This window comes from Streptomyces sp. NPDC058239, assembly GCF_042882185.1.
Taxonomy (GTDB): domain Bacteria; phylum Actinomycetota; class Actinomycetes; order Streptomycetales; family Streptomycetaceae; genus Streptomyces.
This window is the reverse complement of record NZ_JBHVWS010000107.1, coordinates 1-13,462: the sequence shown is the minus strand read 5'-3', so window position 1 is coordinate 13,462 and position 13,462 is coordinate 1. Positions and strand designations below refer to the sequence as shown.

Annotated in this window: 12 protein-coding genes and 3 pseudogenes; 7 read left to right on the top strand and 8 right to left on the bottom strand. The window is 69.4% G+C overall.

Annotated elements, in window-relative coordinates; genetic code table 11:
• Nucleotides 1-284: 284 nt before the first annotated feature.
• Nucleotides 285-590: pseudogene (locus tag ACFVYE_RS46535) on the bottom strand (ATP-binding protein); the annotation flags it as partial.
• Nucleotides 591-643: 53 nt separating this feature from the next.
• On the opposite strand from ACFVYE_RS46535, the gene ACFVYE_RS46530 reads away from it, so the two are divergent.
• Nucleotides 644-862 (top strand): hypothetical protein, encoded by a 219-nt coding sequence (locus ACFVYE_RS46530; protein WP_389609601.1) that lies wholly within the window; start codon nucleotides 644-646, stop codon nucleotides 860-862.
• A 16-nt stretch (nucleotides 863-878) separates the two neighbouring features.
• On the opposite strand, the gene ACFVYE_RS46525 is transcribed toward ACFVYE_RS46530, so the two are convergent.
• The 7 genes from ACFVYE_RS46525 to ACFVYE_RS46495 all read right to left on the bottom strand — a co-directional run bounded on the left by ACFVYE_RS46525 (nucleotide 879) and on the right by ACFVYE_RS46495 (nucleotide 8,651).
• A complete protein-coding gene (locus ACFVYE_RS46525; protein WP_383979202.1) occupies nucleotides 879-1,907 on the bottom strand; it encodes a LacI family DNA-binding transcriptional regulator in 1,029 nt (342 codons plus the stop codon).
• A 59-nt stretch (nucleotides 1,908-1,966) separates the two neighbouring features.
• Nucleotides 1,967-3,868 carry a glycoside hydrolase family 36 protein gene (locus ACFVYE_RS46520; RefSeq protein ID WP_383977974.1) on the bottom strand — a complete coding sequence of 634 codons (1,902 nt, stop codon included), beginning with the start codon at nucleotides 3,866-3,868 and terminating at the stop codon, nucleotides 1,967-1,969.
• 5 nt (nucleotides 3,869-3,873) lie between these two features.
• Nucleotides 3,874-4,689: a carbohydrate ABC transporter permease gene (locus tag ACFVYE_RS46515; protein WP_383977971.1), complete on the bottom strand. Its 816-nt coding sequence runs from the start codon at nucleotides 4,687-4,689 to the stop codon at nucleotides 3,874-3,876.
• Nucleotides 4,686-5,645 (bottom strand): carbohydrate ABC transporter permease, encoded by a 960-nt coding sequence (locus ACFVYE_RS46510; protein WP_383977968.1) that lies wholly within the window; start codon nucleotides 5,643-5,645, stop codon nucleotides 4,686-4,688. Before ACFVYE_RS46510 ends, ACFVYE_RS46515 begins: the two co-directional genes overlap by 4 nt.
• A gap of 5 nt (nucleotides 5,646-5,650) precedes the next feature.
• On the bottom strand, nucleotides 5,651-6,985 hold the full coding sequence (locus ACFVYE_RS46505) for an ABC transporter substrate-binding protein (protein ID WP_389609597.1): 1,335 nt from the start codon (nucleotides 6,983-6,985) through the stop codon (nucleotides 5,651-5,653).
• Nucleotides 6,970-8,172, bottom strand: a complete 1,203-nt coding sequence (locus ACFVYE_RS46500; protein WP_389609595.1) for an aminotransferase class V-fold PLP-dependent enzyme — start codon at nucleotides 8,170-8,172, stop codon at nucleotides 6,970-6,972. Before ACFVYE_RS46500 ends, ACFVYE_RS46505 begins: the two co-directional genes overlap by 16 nt.
• A gap of 146 nt (nucleotides 8,173-8,318) precedes the next feature.
• On the bottom strand, nucleotides 8,319-8,651 hold the full coding sequence (locus ACFVYE_RS46495; protein ID WP_383977959.1) for a hypothetical protein: 333 nt from the start codon (nucleotides 8,649-8,651) through the stop codon (nucleotides 8,319-8,321).
• A 475-nt stretch (nucleotides 8,652-9,126) separates the two neighbouring features.
• Between ACFVYE_RS46495 and ACFVYE_RS46490 the strand changes: the two genes are divergently transcribed.
• From ACFVYE_RS46490 to ACFVYE_RS46465, 6 genes and pseudogenes are all read left to right on the top strand, one after another.
• Entirely contained in the window at nucleotides 9,127-9,453 is a 327-nt protein-coding gene (locus ACFVYE_RS46490; protein ID WP_389609593.1) for a hypothetical protein, read from the top strand.
• Nucleotides 9,404-9,571, top strand: a pseudogene (locus ACFVYE_RS46485) (IS5/IS1182 family transposase); the annotation flags it as partial. The gene ACFVYE_RS46490 and the pseudogene ACFVYE_RS46485, both read left to right, overlap by 50 nt.
• Nucleotides 9,572-9,782: 211 nt before the next feature.
• Nucleotides 9,783-10,360: pseudogene (locus tag ACFVYE_RS46480) on the top strand (DUF1062 domain-containing protein).
• Nucleotides 10,361-11,062: 702 nt separating this feature from the next.
• The gene (locus ACFVYE_RS46475; protein WP_389609591.1) at nucleotides 11,063-11,617 is read left to right on the top strand and encodes a reverse transcriptase N-terminal domain-containing protein; all 555 of its coding nucleotides are present in this window, start codon (nucleotides 11,063-11,065) and stop codon (nucleotides 11,615-11,617) included.
• Entirely contained in the window at nucleotides 11,565-12,914 is a 1,350-nt protein-coding gene (locus ACFVYE_RS46470; protein WP_389609589.1) for a reverse transcriptase domain-containing protein, read from the top strand. Before ACFVYE_RS46475 ends, ACFVYE_RS46470 begins: the two co-directional genes overlap by 53 nt.
• A 104-nt stretch (nucleotides 12,915-13,018) precedes the next feature.
• A partial coding sequence (locus tag ACFVYE_RS46465) for a transposase (RefSeq protein WP_389609603.1) occupies nucleotides 13,019-13,462 on the top strand: 444 nt, incomplete at its 3' end.

Sequence of the window (13,462 nt, the reverse complement as noted above, 5' to 3'; positions counted from 1 at the left end):
GGTCGTTGCTTCGCTGCCGCAATGAACTCACGCCACTGAGCGATCCCTTCCGCGGTAGCGGAGGAGCCTCGGTGCTCACGTATCCATCTCTCGTCTATCCCTGCCTCCTCGTTGGGATACGTCTCCAGCCAGGCCCTCAACTGCACAGGCCCCAGAGACTCGGCGTCCTCGGCGTGGGGGGCTTCGATCACGTGGGTCATAGCGGCCATCCTGGACGATGCGCCGCGAGCACCTTGCATTGTTTTCCTCGATCTGGTCATTACCGGCAGGGGTCGGCTCGTTTTGGCGGGCTCCTCGGCTCGGGCTCGGGTGCTGGCGAGTCGGTAGGAGTCGGTGCGTGTCTCGATGATGGTGCCGTTGAAGGTGAGTCGGTCGACGATTGCCGCGCAGAGCCGCGGATCCGTGAACGTCTCGGTCCACAGGCAGAGCGGCTGGCTCTTCTTGATCCATTTGCAGCTCGCGAGGGTGTGGATGGTCGCCGCGACGATGTTCGGGTTGGCGTCGAAATCGAACGCCCGCACGGACTTCTCCCTCAGGAAGCCGGCCGCCTTGATCCGCCGCTCCGAGCGGCGGCAGGCCCGGTCGACGCAGCTCCAGAAGGCTTCAGCCCGTAGTCGAGCTCAACCGGGCCATCGCCGTGGCAATGGCGAACGGACCGCAGGATGCGCTGTCCATCGTGGACGGGCCGGCCGTCTCCGGGCGCCTGTCAGGGTCGCACCTGCTCCCGACGGTGCGCGGCAAGCTGCCTGTCAGGCTCGGCCGAACCGCCGAGGCATGGGCCGAGCTGGAGCTCGCCGCCCGGCTGTGCCGCAACCTCCGCGAGTGGTCGGTCCTGCTGCGCAAGGCCGCCGAGCTGGCGTGACGACCGGCGGCCGCCGCTACCGCCCTGGCGTACTGCCGCGCACGACCGGCTCCGCAGGAAGCAACAGCCCGCTCGCCGGGGCGGCGGCGGGGTCCTCGACGGCGGTGATCAGCCGGTCGACGAGGACGTGGGCGATGGCGGCCAGGGGCAGGCGCGCGCTGGTGAGGGCGGGCTGGAGCAGCGTGCAGAGCGGGATGTCGTTGAAGCCGGTGACGGCGACGTCGTCGCCGACGGCGAGGCCCGCGGCGCGGACGGCCTGGTAGGCGGTCAGGGCGAGCCAGTCGCTTGCGCAGACCAGGGCGGTCGGGCGGTCGGGGCCGGTGAGCAGTCGCTGGACGGCGTGGGAAAGCGCGGCCGGGTCGTCGTCGGGGACGCCGACCTCGAAGGCGCCGTCGGGGGCGGCGGCCGCGGCTTGCAGGAAGCCGGCCCTGCGGTCGGCGAGCCAGGGCAGGGACGCGGCGGAGTTGAGGTAGCAGATCCGGCGGTGGCCCTGGTCGAGCAGGAGTCCGACCAGTGCGGCGGTGGCGGCGGTGGAGTCGATGTCCACCCAGTTCTGCGGGCGGCCGGGGGCGGTGCGGCCGAAGGCGGCGAACGGGAAGCCAGCCTCGGTGAGCACGTCGACGCGGGGGTCGTCGTGGACGACGTCGGAGAGGACGAACCCGTCGACCTGGCGGGCCGCGATCAGGCCGTTGAAGGACCTGGCGACTGCTCCGGCGCCCTGCTGGGGGTCGGAGCGGAACACCAGGATGCGGTGGCCGACGGCGTCGGCGGCGGTCACCAGCGCCTGGAGGAAGCCGCCCATCAGGGGGTTGGGGTCGGCGGGGTTGTCGGCGGGGGCGGGATAGCCGATGACCTTGCGGGTGCCGGTGCGCAGGCTGCGAGCGGACTGGTCGGGCTGGTAACCGAGTTCGTCGATGGCGGCGGTGACCCGGGCGAGGGTGGTGGCGCGCAGCCGGTGGGGTGCGTTGAGGGCGTTCGAGACGGTCTGGCGGGAGACTCCGGCCGCGTGTGCGACGTCCTCGATGGTCACCTGTCGAGCAGTCATCGTTCCTCTGTGGTCGGCGGGCTGGGGGCGGCGGGTGGCCGCCCCCAGCCCCCGGGTTGTCAGTGCTCGCGGGTCAGGGTGAGCAGGCCACCGGTCGGCACCGTCACCGAGTTCACCCCGGCGACGAGGTCGAGCATGGTCTCGGACAGGATCTCACCACGGCAGTCCTGGACGCGGGCGAGGGCCTGTTCCGGTCGGGTGGCGGTCAGGAGCACCACAGGGTCGCCGTCCGCGTTGGCGACGAGCAGGGTCTGCGGGCCGTCTGCGGCGTGCCGGCCCGGGAGGGCGACCGGCAGCGGCGCGTAGCGTGCGACCACGGTGGTGTGGTGGTCGCGGGCGCGGACCAGGGGGTAGCCGAGGTCCGGTCGCACGGGTTCCAGGACGCCGAGTTGGAGGACATCGGCGTACCGGCGGAAGACACCGAGCCAGAAGCGGAGGGTGGCGAGCTGGTCAGGGCTTTGGGCGGCGAGGTCGACGGAGATCTGCGGCACCGAGAACAGGGCGTTGACGAGGTGGACGGCGACGGACTCGGGCGTGTCGGCGGAGTTCCACATGATCATGTCGGCGTGGACGGCGAGCGGGCCTGCGGTGAGTCGGCAGTCGACGGTGCGCTGGCGGTTCTCAGCGGGGCTGAGCGGGCAGTCGGTGGCGCGGACCATGGTGGCGTACGGCCACAGCCCTGGGCTGACGTACGGCTGTCGGTGCTCGACGATCACGTCCGGCCGGGTGCGGCGCAGGCGGGCGTCGAGGTCGGCGAGCAGCTGGAGGACGCCTTCGTGGACGGCGGTGCGGTCGGCGCCGGCCGGGGCGGGCGGGGCGTCGGTGACCGCGAAGCGGTCGATGAAGTCGAGCTTCAGACCGTCCATGTCCCACTGCTCTACGGCGCGGGAGACCTTCTCGACCAGGTAGGCGCGAACCTCGGGGTGGCGGGGGTCGAGCACGGCCGCGTCCAGGTGGGGCTCCTCGCGCAGGATCATGCCCTTGAAGCGGTCCCAGGCGTCGTTGTGCCGGCCGATGAACGGCAATGCGTACCACAGGAGATAGGCGAGGCCGAGCCGGTGGACCTCGGCGACGTGGGACGCGGGGTCGGGGAAGGTCGCCGGGTTGGGCTCCCAGTCGCCGCAGTGGCCGTAGCCGCGGGCGCGGTCGGTGGTCTGCCAGCCGTCGTCGACGATGATGCTCTCGCAGCCGACGGCTGCGGCGAGGGCGGCCTGGCGTTCGACGGCGGCGGTGTCGACGTTCTGGTGGAGGCTGTACCAGGTGGAGTAGGCGGGCATCCGGGCGGCGGGGGCGATGCCGGGGTGGTGCAGGCCTTCGGCCCACCAGGCGGTGACGGCCTGCAGGGTGGCGGCAAAGTGGCGGCCGCTGAGGTCGATCCGCAGCCGCAGCGGCGGCCCGTCCGGGGTGAGGTCCTGTTCGACGGTGAAGGCGAACTCGCCGCTTTCCTCCACCACGCCGGCGCCGACGCGCACGGGTGCGGAGGTCTCGTCGACGGCGGCGGTGCACAGGGCACGGTCGTCGGTGCCGACCAGGCTGGCGACGGGGGTGCCCAGGGCGAGCGAGACGGTCCGGGGGGCGATCCAGGACGGCGGCAGCCAGCGGGAGGCGTTGGTGTCCGGGGTCCAGTAGGCGGTGGCCCCGAGGCAGGGGACCCGCCATTCGGCTCGGACGGCGGCCCCGGCCGCCGCCGTGACCTCGATCAGGGCCACGCCGTCGCCAACAGGGGTGACGGCGGTCTCCAGCCGGTCGCAGCCGAGCCCGGTGAGGTGGACGGTGAGCGGGGCGCCGGTGGAGTGGAGCAGGCCGGTGGCGAGCTGCCGGTGGCCGACGGTGTCGGGAGTGGCCCCGGCCGGCGTGTTCGGGCGCCAGGCCGGGACAGGCTGCTGCGGGGCGGTGTCCGGCTCGGTGAGCACCTGCGGGCTCTCGGTGCCCTCGCCGACGGGGCGTGGTTCGGTGGTCACGGTGGTCACTCCTTGGTGGCCCCGGCCAGCAGGCCGGAGATGAACTGGCGCTGCAGGACAAGGAAGAGGGCCATCACGGGGACGGCAGCGATGGCGGCGGCAAGCAGGACCTGCGCGTAGTTGGTGGTCGACAGCCCCTGCAGGGTGGCGGTGGCCACGGGCAGTGTGTACATCTCGGGGCTGCGCAGGGCGATCAGCGGCCAGACGAACTGGTTCCAGCTGCCGAGGAAGACGAACAGCGCGAGCGCCGCGATGACCGGCCGGTTGACCGGGATGACGATCCGCCACAGCACCCGCAGTTCGCCGGCTCCGTCGACGCGGGCCGCGTCCAGGAGTTCGTCGGGCATGGAGCGCAGTGCCTGCCGCATCAGGAAGATGCCGAACGGGGTGACCAGGCCTGGCAGGATGACGGACTGGTAGGAGTCGATCAGGCCCAGTTCCATCATCATCTGGAAGATCGGGATCAGCATCACCGTGTCGGGGATGACCAGGGTGCTGAGCAGCAGGACGAAGAACAGGTTGCGCCCGCGGAAGTCGAACTTGGCGAAGGCGTAGCCGGCCAGGACCGAGATGGCGACCGCGCCGACCGTCTGGACGCCCGCCACCAGCACGGTGTTGAGCAGGACGCGGGTGAGCCCGATGGACTCCTGGAGCCCGCGGAGGTTGTCCATGAGGTGGCCGCCGGGCAGTAGCTTCGGCGGCCAGGAGAACACGTCCTTGTCGTCCTGGGTGGCGGCGATGGCGAGCCAGTAGAACGGGCCGACGCAGAGCCCGAAGGCGCCCGCGAGCAGCAGGGTGAGCAGTGGGCCGCGGGGCTTCACCGGCGCTCTCCCATCAGGCGGACCTGCAGGATGCCGAGCACGGACACGATCAGCGCGAGCGCGTAGGCGAGGGCCGAGGCGTAGCCGAAGTCGAAGTACTTGAAGCCGTTGTTGTAGAGGTACATGGTGACCGTCAAAGTGGCGTTGTCGGGGCCGCCGCCCGTGAGGACGTACGGCTCGTCGAAGAGCTGCAGGGTGCCGATGGTGGAGAGCACCACAGTGAGGAGCAGGATCGGCCGCAGCTGGGGAAGGGTGATGGAGACGAAGCGTCGGATCGGACCGGCGCCGTCGACCATCGCGGCCTCGTACAGCTCCTTGGGAATGCCCTGCAGACCTGCGAGGTACAGCACCGCGTTGTAGCCGGTGTAGTGCCAGGTGAGGACCAGGACGACACCCACGCGGGCCCAGGAGGGGCTGCCGAGCCAGTTCACCCGGTCGACACCGAACCCGGAGAGGACCCAGTTCAGCAGTCCGGCGTCATGGTTGAGGATCACGGAGAACATCACGCCCGCGGCGACCAGACCGGTCAGCGAGGGGACGAAGACGCCGAGCCGCCAGAGCGTGCGCAGCCACACCTTGGTGGAGTTGAGGCCGAGGGCGACGAGCAGGGCGAGGCCGAGCATCAGCGGCACCTGGACGACCAGGATCAGCGCGGTGTTCTTCAGCGCGGTCCAGAACAGCGGATCGTCCAGCAGACGCCGGTAGTTGGCGAGCCCGGCGAAGTGCCGGTCGTCCCCGTTGCCGGTGGTGAGGCTGATCCAGAGCGAGTCGGCGATGGGATACGCCTTGAAGATCGCGAAGCCCAGCACCGCGGGCATGATCAGCAGGTACGGGACGGAGGTGCGGGTCAGCAGTCGGCGCCGGCCCGGGCGGGCGCGGCCGGAATGCTTGGGGGCGCCACGGCCGGCCGGGGCGGCGGCGGTGGCGGGAGCGCGTTCGGACGGGGCGAGGGACATGGTTCTCAGGCCGCCTGCTGCCGACCGGTCTGCTGGGCGAGTTGCTTGGCTGCGTCCTTGAGGGCGCTCGCCGGGTCGGCGCCCTTGAGCAGCACCTGGCTCTGGGCGTCGCTCGCGAGCTTGAGGGCGCGGGTGTAGTCGCTGGTGAAGTTGGTGGCTTCGGATTTGGAGCCGAGCGAGTCGACGAAGGACTTCAGCACTTTCTGGCCGCCGTAGAAGGGGTGGGGCGCGCTGAACTTCGGGTCGGCGTACGCCGTCTTGAGGGCGGGGAAGACGCCGCCGGAGGCGAACATCCGGTTGATCTCGGCGGGCTTGGTGAGCGCGTACTCGATGAATCGCCAGGCGGCCTTGCGGCGCTTGCTGGACGCGGCGACCGCCAGATAGGTGGAGTTGACGATGGCGCTGCGCCCGCCCCCGGGCACGGCGGCGGGGGGCTGCATGACGCGCCACTTCCCCTTCTGGTCGGGGAACTTGATGGCCAGGTACTCGGCGGCCCAGGCGGCGTCCGCGACGGTGGCGAGCTTGCCCTGGCTGAGCAGGCGCTTCCCGGTGCCCTGGCCGGCGGTGTCGGCGAGCAGGCCGCCGTCGTTGAGCCGCTTGATAACGGTGAGGGCCTGGACGGCGGCCGGGGAGGCGAGCGTGACCTTGCCCTCGCGGTCGAAGTAGAAGGCGCCCTGGAGCTGCATCAGGTTCTGGAAGAAGTCCATGTCCTGGGTGGCACCGGTCTTGTCGAGCCCGAGCAGGTGGGCGCCGCTGGCGGCGCGGATCTTCGGTCCTGCGGCGATCAGGTCGTCCCAGTTGCTGATGCCGGCGGGGTCGACCTTGGCCTTCTCGAAGTAGTCCCGCCGGTAGAAGAGACCGAGCGGGTTGACCTCCCACGGGAGGGCGTGGGCGGCCTTGTCCTCGCCCATGACGGTCGGCCACAGGCCCTCGACGAAGGCGTCCTTGTGCTGGTCGGCGCCGAGCTTGGACAGGTCGGCGAGGCCGTCGGGGAACTTGTCCAGGTAGCCGGGCAGGTAGTCGACACCGACGTGCAGGACGTCAGCGAGGCCCTTGCCACCCGCTGCGAGGCCGACGGTGATCTTGTCCCAGATGGCTGGCTCGCCGACGTCCTGGACCTCGACGGTAATACCGGGGTTGTCCCGCTCGAAGGAGGGGACGACGGCGCGCAGGGCCTCGGCGGCGGTGGTCCAGCTCCAGACGGTGATGTGACCGCTGTCGCCGTCGCCGCCTCCGGCGTTGCCGCCCGATCCGTTGTCGCCGCAGGCAGCCAGGGAGAGCCCGGCGGCGGAGGCGGTGGCGAGCTGGAGCAGCTTGCGGCGGCTCAGGTGGTGGGACATATCGGCTCCTGGGAGTGGTGGGTCGTGGGGTGGGTGAGGGTGTGGAGCGCATCGGCGAGCAGGTCGGCCGCGGCGCCCGGGGTGGAGGCGTGGGGGGACAGTCGGATCCACTCGTCACGGCGGGTGGTGATCAGCCCGGCCGCTTCGAGGGTGCGGTGGACGGTGGCGGGGTCGTGTCCTGGCAGGCGGAAGGTGCCGATGCCTGCGCGCTCGTGGGGGCCGAGTCCGTCCAGCAGGACGTCGGCACCGGCCCGTTGCGCGCGGTCGAGCAGGTCGGCGAGGGTGGCGCGGATACGGGCGCCGACGGCGGCCGGGCCGCCCTGCTCGAACAGGTCGTCGATGGCTGCGCCGATGGCCGCGGCGGCCGGGAAGTCCGGGTTGGTGGCGAGGTGAGCGGCGGCCCCGGGCAGCGGCGGCGCCGGATGCCGCGGCGCGAAGGGCTCCGCGACGCCGGCCCAGCCGCCGAGCCCGGGAGCCAGGCGCTCGGCGCACCGGTCGCGGATCAGTAGCAGTGCGGCGCCCCACCCGGCCCGTAGCCACTTCTGGCCGCCGCTGACGAGGACGTCGGCGGCGTCCGCTTCGAGGGGGACGGAGCCCAGGCCCTGGATGGCGTCGACGATCAGCAGCCGGCCGGGCCCGAGGACCTCCTTGAGGGCGGCGAGCGGTGCCAGGTGGCCGGTGAGCGAGTCGACGGCGCTGACGGTGAGGGCGGTGACGTCGGGAGTGAGGTGGCGGCGCAGGAGGTCGGGGGTGATGTGCCGCTGCCCGGCCGGGTCGACGAGGCGGACGGCGGGGCCGCCGCGGCCGGCGAAGCGAAGCCAGGGGTAGAGGTTGGCGGGGAACTCACCACGGGGCACCAGGACGGTACCGGGGCCGTGGAGTGCGGCGGCCACAGTGAACAGGCCGTTGCTGGTGGACGGGGCGAGAGCGATCTCGTGCCGACGAGCGCCGAGCAGCCGGGCCGCCGAGGTCCGGGCGGCGTCGCTGAGGGCGAACAGCCGGTCGAGGTCGGCGGGGTCGACGCGGGCGGCGAGCGCGGTCGCGGCGGCGAGCGCGGCGACGGCCGGGCCGGAGAGCGGGCCGACTCTGGCGTAGTCGAGGTAGCCCACCATCGGACCGCGGGTGGGAGCCGGTCCGGGGACCGCGAAGATGGAGGCTTCGGGTGGCTGATGAATTTGATCGTTCAAAAATCTGCCCTAACAGAGCTTGCTGTATGCACTTCCAGGAATTTGAAGGTTCACATTAGGGAGATCAGGTCGACCCGGCAAGAGGTTCAGCGCAACTGCTTTCCAGCGAGCACTCGCCCCGCGCGGGCGGGCGGCGGGCGGGCGGTTCACCAGTACGCGCTCCGCTTCAACGAGAGCCGAGCGCTGCCGTCCTGCAGCACTTCACTTCGAAGGCGCCGGATCGTCAGCCCGGGCCGGAGAGCTGGCGCTCCGCCGACGTCGCCCTGCGCGAGTCGCTCACGGGGCTGACCAACCCGCGCCTGTTCAAGCGGTGCGCCGAGCTGGAAGCCCTGGATGCCTTCGGACCTGTCGCGGCTGCCCGCCACACCCTGCGGCCGCTGGCCCGCCGCATTCAGCACCTGCCCAAGGAGATCGACGACCTGAACAAGCGGATAGCCGAGGCTGTCGAAGCGTGCACACCAGGCCTGCTCGACACCCACGGCGTCGGCCCGGACAGCACAGCAGCCCCACTCATCTCCGCGGGCGACAACCCCGAACGCGTTCACCCTGCGAAAGCCCCACCCCCTGCCCCAAGCCCGGTAGCGGTTCGACCGCCAGCCCATTGCCGACCAGATCGACATCCGACCGCGCCGCTTCAAGACCGAAGGAGAACGATCCTCATGAACGAGTCACCTCACCCAAAACCCGAGCAGAGCAACATCCCTGGCCAGCAGCCGGGATTCGGCTTCTCGCACATGCCGCCCCCGCAGTTACCCTCCGCAGCCTCAGATGTCGCCCGGTTCGGTACATGCAGCAGCCGGGGTACGCCAACGGCTCCCTGGACATGCCTCAGCGGGTCAAGACGGCTCGCATCGTCTTGTTCCTGCTGACGGGCTTTGGTCTTTCTGAGGTGATCCCCGTGGTGTGGACACACCTGACAATGGATCTTGATGGTCCAGGAAGGTGTAGATCCACATGGCACGGCCCTCGAAGTACAGTGCGGAGTTCCGGTCCGACGCAATCGCGTTGTGGCGGACTTCGGCCGGCAGGCGGTGGTTCAAGGACGCGCAGGTCCCGGCAGGCTTCATCAATCAGCGCGTCCTCGGGATCGCCCGGCAGGGGCATCCGCCGGGCGGGGACCGGGTCGGTGGCCTTTTCGGTCTGGGTGGCGGTCATGCGCTCGTGCCCTTCCTCGTGCTCACGGGTCTTGGTGAGTCCCGACCGCCGGACTTCGTGACGGCCGGCGGCGTCGCGGCCGTCGCGCTTCGACAAGACGATCTACAAGCGGAGGAACGAAGTTGAGCGGACGATCAACGCCCTCAAGAACTTCCGGGCCGTCGCGACGAGGTTCGACAAGCGCGCCTACGTCTTCCACGGCACCGTCGCCATTGCCTCGATCCATCTCTGGCTCCGCCCATGATCCGCCGGACAGAACCTGGCGGTGAGGCGCTCGAAAACCAGTGGAACAGCGCCTCAGTGCGCCATTACCGTGCTGCCGAACCAAGTCGTCTAGTCAAGGACACGCCGTTGTACACCCTGTGAGACCTCACAAGCGCTGAATCGTCGCGCGTCGCGCATATGCGCCGCGCTCCTTTTTGCTGCGGACTTCTCACTGAAACCGGTGTACTTCTGTGCTCAAAAACTGGGTAGTCGTGCCCACCTGCCTGCCGCTCGTTCTCCGCCGTTGCCACGCGTGCGCGTCCGAGCGCTTCCGAGAAAGCGGTAAATTTCGCGTCAACGCAAACCACAAGCTCATCGACGCCTGGCTCCTCGCGCTCTGTACCGCTTGCGCGGAAACTGCAAAGCTCACGGTCCTGGAGCGGATGAATGTGCGCTCCATACGACCTGAGCTGCTGGACCGGCTGCATGACAACGACCCTGGCCAGACAGCTGAGCTGCTCCAGGATCCGGTCGTACGGCGCCGCGACGTGGGCGGCTCGGGTCGAACCGAGCGGCCGGCCTGGCAGTCGCCGTACGGTCCGCCGCCGCACCGGACGCACCGCGGCCGGTGGGCGCCTGTGCCGGTGCTGGCCAGGTCTCGGTCCGCTTTGCGGCGCGGATACCTGTGTGGCCGGTGCGACTGATCGCTGAAGATTGCGGTCTGTCGCGGGCCGAGGTCGAGAGACTGATCACGGAAGGGAAACTCGTTTCGGCAGTCCGGCTGAGCGGCAAGCTCTCCGGCGACTTCACCTTCACGCTCAAGCGCTGAGCCCTCCTCGGAACCAGCGGCCTGTCCGGCAAGATCCGCCGGACAGGCCCTAACCAACTCGCATGCTGCTACGCCGATGAGAGCGTTCTCGTCGGCACACCAGCTGTCTAGCCTCGCCGTTTCGGTTGGGTTGCGGCTGATGGTTGGGTAGAAACGCAAAAGTGCCTTCCTGAGCTGGGACGATGGACCTTGTCTAGGGGTTCTGTCGTCGCCAGAGGAAGGCACTTTCTGCGTGAAGGTGCGACACGAGGTCGCGTGTGTTGAGTGGATGCTCTTGGAGAGGGGGTCGGCGATGTTGCCGACGACAGAGTAATCCCGGGTCCGTGTCCGATGATCCGTTCCCACCTGGACGTGCGTCGCTGATAACGGCGGGGGGCGAAGCTCCGGGGAGAAGCCCAAGCGCCGCCGTTCCACCCGGTGGCAACAGGCAAGGGAAAGACCGGGCGGGCGAACACCCGTGAACCCTCGATGACGTCTCGTGAAGAAAAGCCCTGCCGGTGGGTTGTGGTAGCAGGGTGCAGGGTGGGCCGCTGAAACGCGGCAGGCGCCGAGCGGATCTTCATGCCGCCCGGGAGGACACCGCCGCCCCGGGATATAGAGGGCGCCCAATCCGGTCGTATCTCGCACACGCGGAACGTGGAAACCCCGACGGAGGCCGCCGCTCTGGCATGGGCGGCGGTGGGCCGACCGTGAGGAAGGCTGATGTCTCCGGCGGGGCAGGACAGCTCAAGAAGCGAAGGCCGGCAGGCCGAAAGGTCAGAGGAAACCGGGACAGCACCGAAGGACAAGTTAGACGCCGCGGCCACGGCTGGGGTGAACGGACCGGAGGGCAACTTCTTCGCGGACTGGGACAGTATCGACTGGGACCAGGCGGAGAAGAACGTACGCCGCCTGCGCCAGCGCATCTTCACGGCATCGAAGGACGGTGACCTGGCGGGAGTCAGGAACCTGCAGAAACTGATGCTCCGGAGCCTCAGCAACACGCTGGTCAGCCTGCGCCGGGTGACGGAGGTCAACACTGGACGGAAGACAGCGGGGATCGACGGCCAGATCGTGCTGACCGCCCCGGGCAAGGAAGAACTGGCGCGCTTCATCCAGCGGCGCGGAAGTATCTGGCAGGCCCGCCCAGTCCGGCGAGTGTTCATCCCGAAGGCAGGGGGACACAAAGGCAGGGGGACACAAACGGCGCCCACTAGGAATTCCCGTGATCATCGACAGGGCTCATCAGGCCCGCGCGTCGGCGGCGCTGGAACCTGAGTGGGAGGCACGGTTCGAGGCGAGGTCATACGGCTTCCGCCCGGGCCGAGGCTGCCACGACGCGATCGGGGTCATCTACAACACGCTCAACGGCAAGAACCCGCAACGCGTGTGGATCCTGGACGCCGACCTGGCGGCGGCATTCGACCGCATTGACCACGATCGACTTCTGGCCCAACTCGGCACCTTCCCCGCACGGGGGCTGGTCCGGCAATGGCTGAAGGCCGGAGTGGTGGAACGCGGCCGAGTCACTGCGACGGAGGAGGGAACTCCTCAAGGCGGAGTGATCAGCCCAGTGCTGTTGAACATCGCCCTGCATGGGATGGAGGCGGCTGCGGGTGTGCGGTATTACCCTCCGGGCCGACGGCCCGGAGAGATCATGCCGGACGCCCCGGTGCTGGTCAGATACGCCGACGACCTGGTGGCGATGTGCCACAGCCGCGATGCGGCTGAGCAGGTCAAGGCCCAGCTTGCCGAGTGGCTCGCGCCCCGAGGTCTGGTCTTCAACGAGGACAAGACACGTATCGTCCACGCGGAGACCGGTTTTGACTTCCTGGGGTTCAACGTGCGCCGTTATCGATGCGGCAAGTTGCTGATCAAGCCCAGTAAAGCAGCCGTCAGGCGGATCCGGGCCAGGTTGCGCGAGGAGGTCCGTGCCCTGCGGGGCGCGGAAACTCTCGCCATCTTGCGGGCGGTCAACCCGATCGTTCGCGGGTGGTCGGCCTATTACCGGACGGTGGTGTCCAAGGAGGTCTTCGCTTCCTTGGACTCCTATCTGTGGCAACTCACCTACCGGTGGGCTCTGCACAGGCATCCGAAGAAGTCGAAGCACTGGATCACCAGCCGGTACTTCGGCCGATTCAACACCGCCCGGGAAGACAAATGGGTATTCGGCCACCGCGACAACGGTGCCTACCTCGTCAAGTTCGCCTGGACGAAAATCGTCCGGCACCAGTTGGTCAAGGGCGCCTCGTCCCCAGACGATCCGGCCTTGACGGACTACTGGGCCAACCGGCGGCGCAGAGGCGCACCGCTGCCGCTGGACCGGGCCACGATGCGTCTGCTCCAGACGCAAAAGGGCCGCTGCCAGTGCTGCGGGCAACTGCTTCTGCATTCCGACCAGCCCCCACAGTCCCCAACCGGGTGGGAGCAATGGCTCCGCATCACCCGGAAAACGATAAAGGCACGACACATCGCCTACCAGGGGACGAAGACGCCGGACGGGGCTCAACTCCGCCTTGCTCATGCCTCGTGCCTCCGACGCCGGAAGGCGTCAGGCAACGGGAATTCTGCATAGTCCCAAGAGCCTTCAGGACTTGCTTGAGCCGTATGCGCGGATAACGTGCACGTACGGTTCTGAGGGGGCGAGGGCACCGAAATGCGCCCTCGCTACCCGACGATATCGGTTCGAGGCCCCGGCTTGTGGTGTCCACTGGCGGGTCGGGGGTGGTCGGGCACGCCGGAGCACGTTTGCTGGCGGACCTCGCCGAAGCGACCGGGCTGACGGCGGCGTATTCCACCGTGCTCCGGCCGCTTCGGCCGCGCGGCACCGGCCATGACCCGGGCCGGATCGCCACCGATCTCGCAGTGATGCTCGCCGACGGCGGCGAGGCGATCGCGGATCTGGCCGTTCTGCGGGACCAGCGCGAGGTGTTCGGCCCGGTGGCCTCCACGCCGACGGCTTGGCGGCTGCTGGCCGCCGTCGACGAACGCATACTGGACCGCCTGCGGTCGGCCCGCGCTGAAGCCCGGGAGGTGGCCTGGCTGCAGGCCGCCGAGACCCGCACCGCGATACCCGCAGTGAAGGCCGGCGGACGCGAACTGCCCGGCCTGGTCCTGGACCTC

Bases quoted from the DNA above. Each gene is read 5' to 3' on its own strand.
- ACFVYE_RS46475 (WP_389609591.1), top strand. From the start codon at position 11,063: ATGTCTCCGGCGGGGCAGGACAGCTCAAGAAGCGAAGGCCGGCAGGCC.
- ACFVYE_RS46530 (WP_389609601.1), top strand. From the start codon at position 644: ATGGCGAACGGACCGCAGGATGCGCTGTCCATCGTGGACGGGCCGGCC.
- ACFVYE_RS46505 (WP_389609597.1), bottom strand. From the start codon at position 6,985: ATGTCCCACCACCTGAGCCGCCGCAAGCTGCTCCAGCTCGCCACCGCC.
- ACFVYE_RS46510 (WP_383977968.1), bottom strand. From the start codon at position 5,645: ATGTCCCTCGCCCCGTCCGAACGCGCTCCCGCCACCGCCGCCGCCCCG.
- ACFVYE_RS46525 (WP_383979202.1), bottom strand. From the start codon at position 1,907: ATGACTGCTCGACAGGTGACCATCGAGGACGTCGCACACGCGGCCGGA.
- ACFVYE_RS46490 (WP_389609593.1), top strand. From the start codon at position 9,127: ATGGCACGGCCCTCGAAGTACAGTGCGGAGTTCCGGTCCGACGCAATC.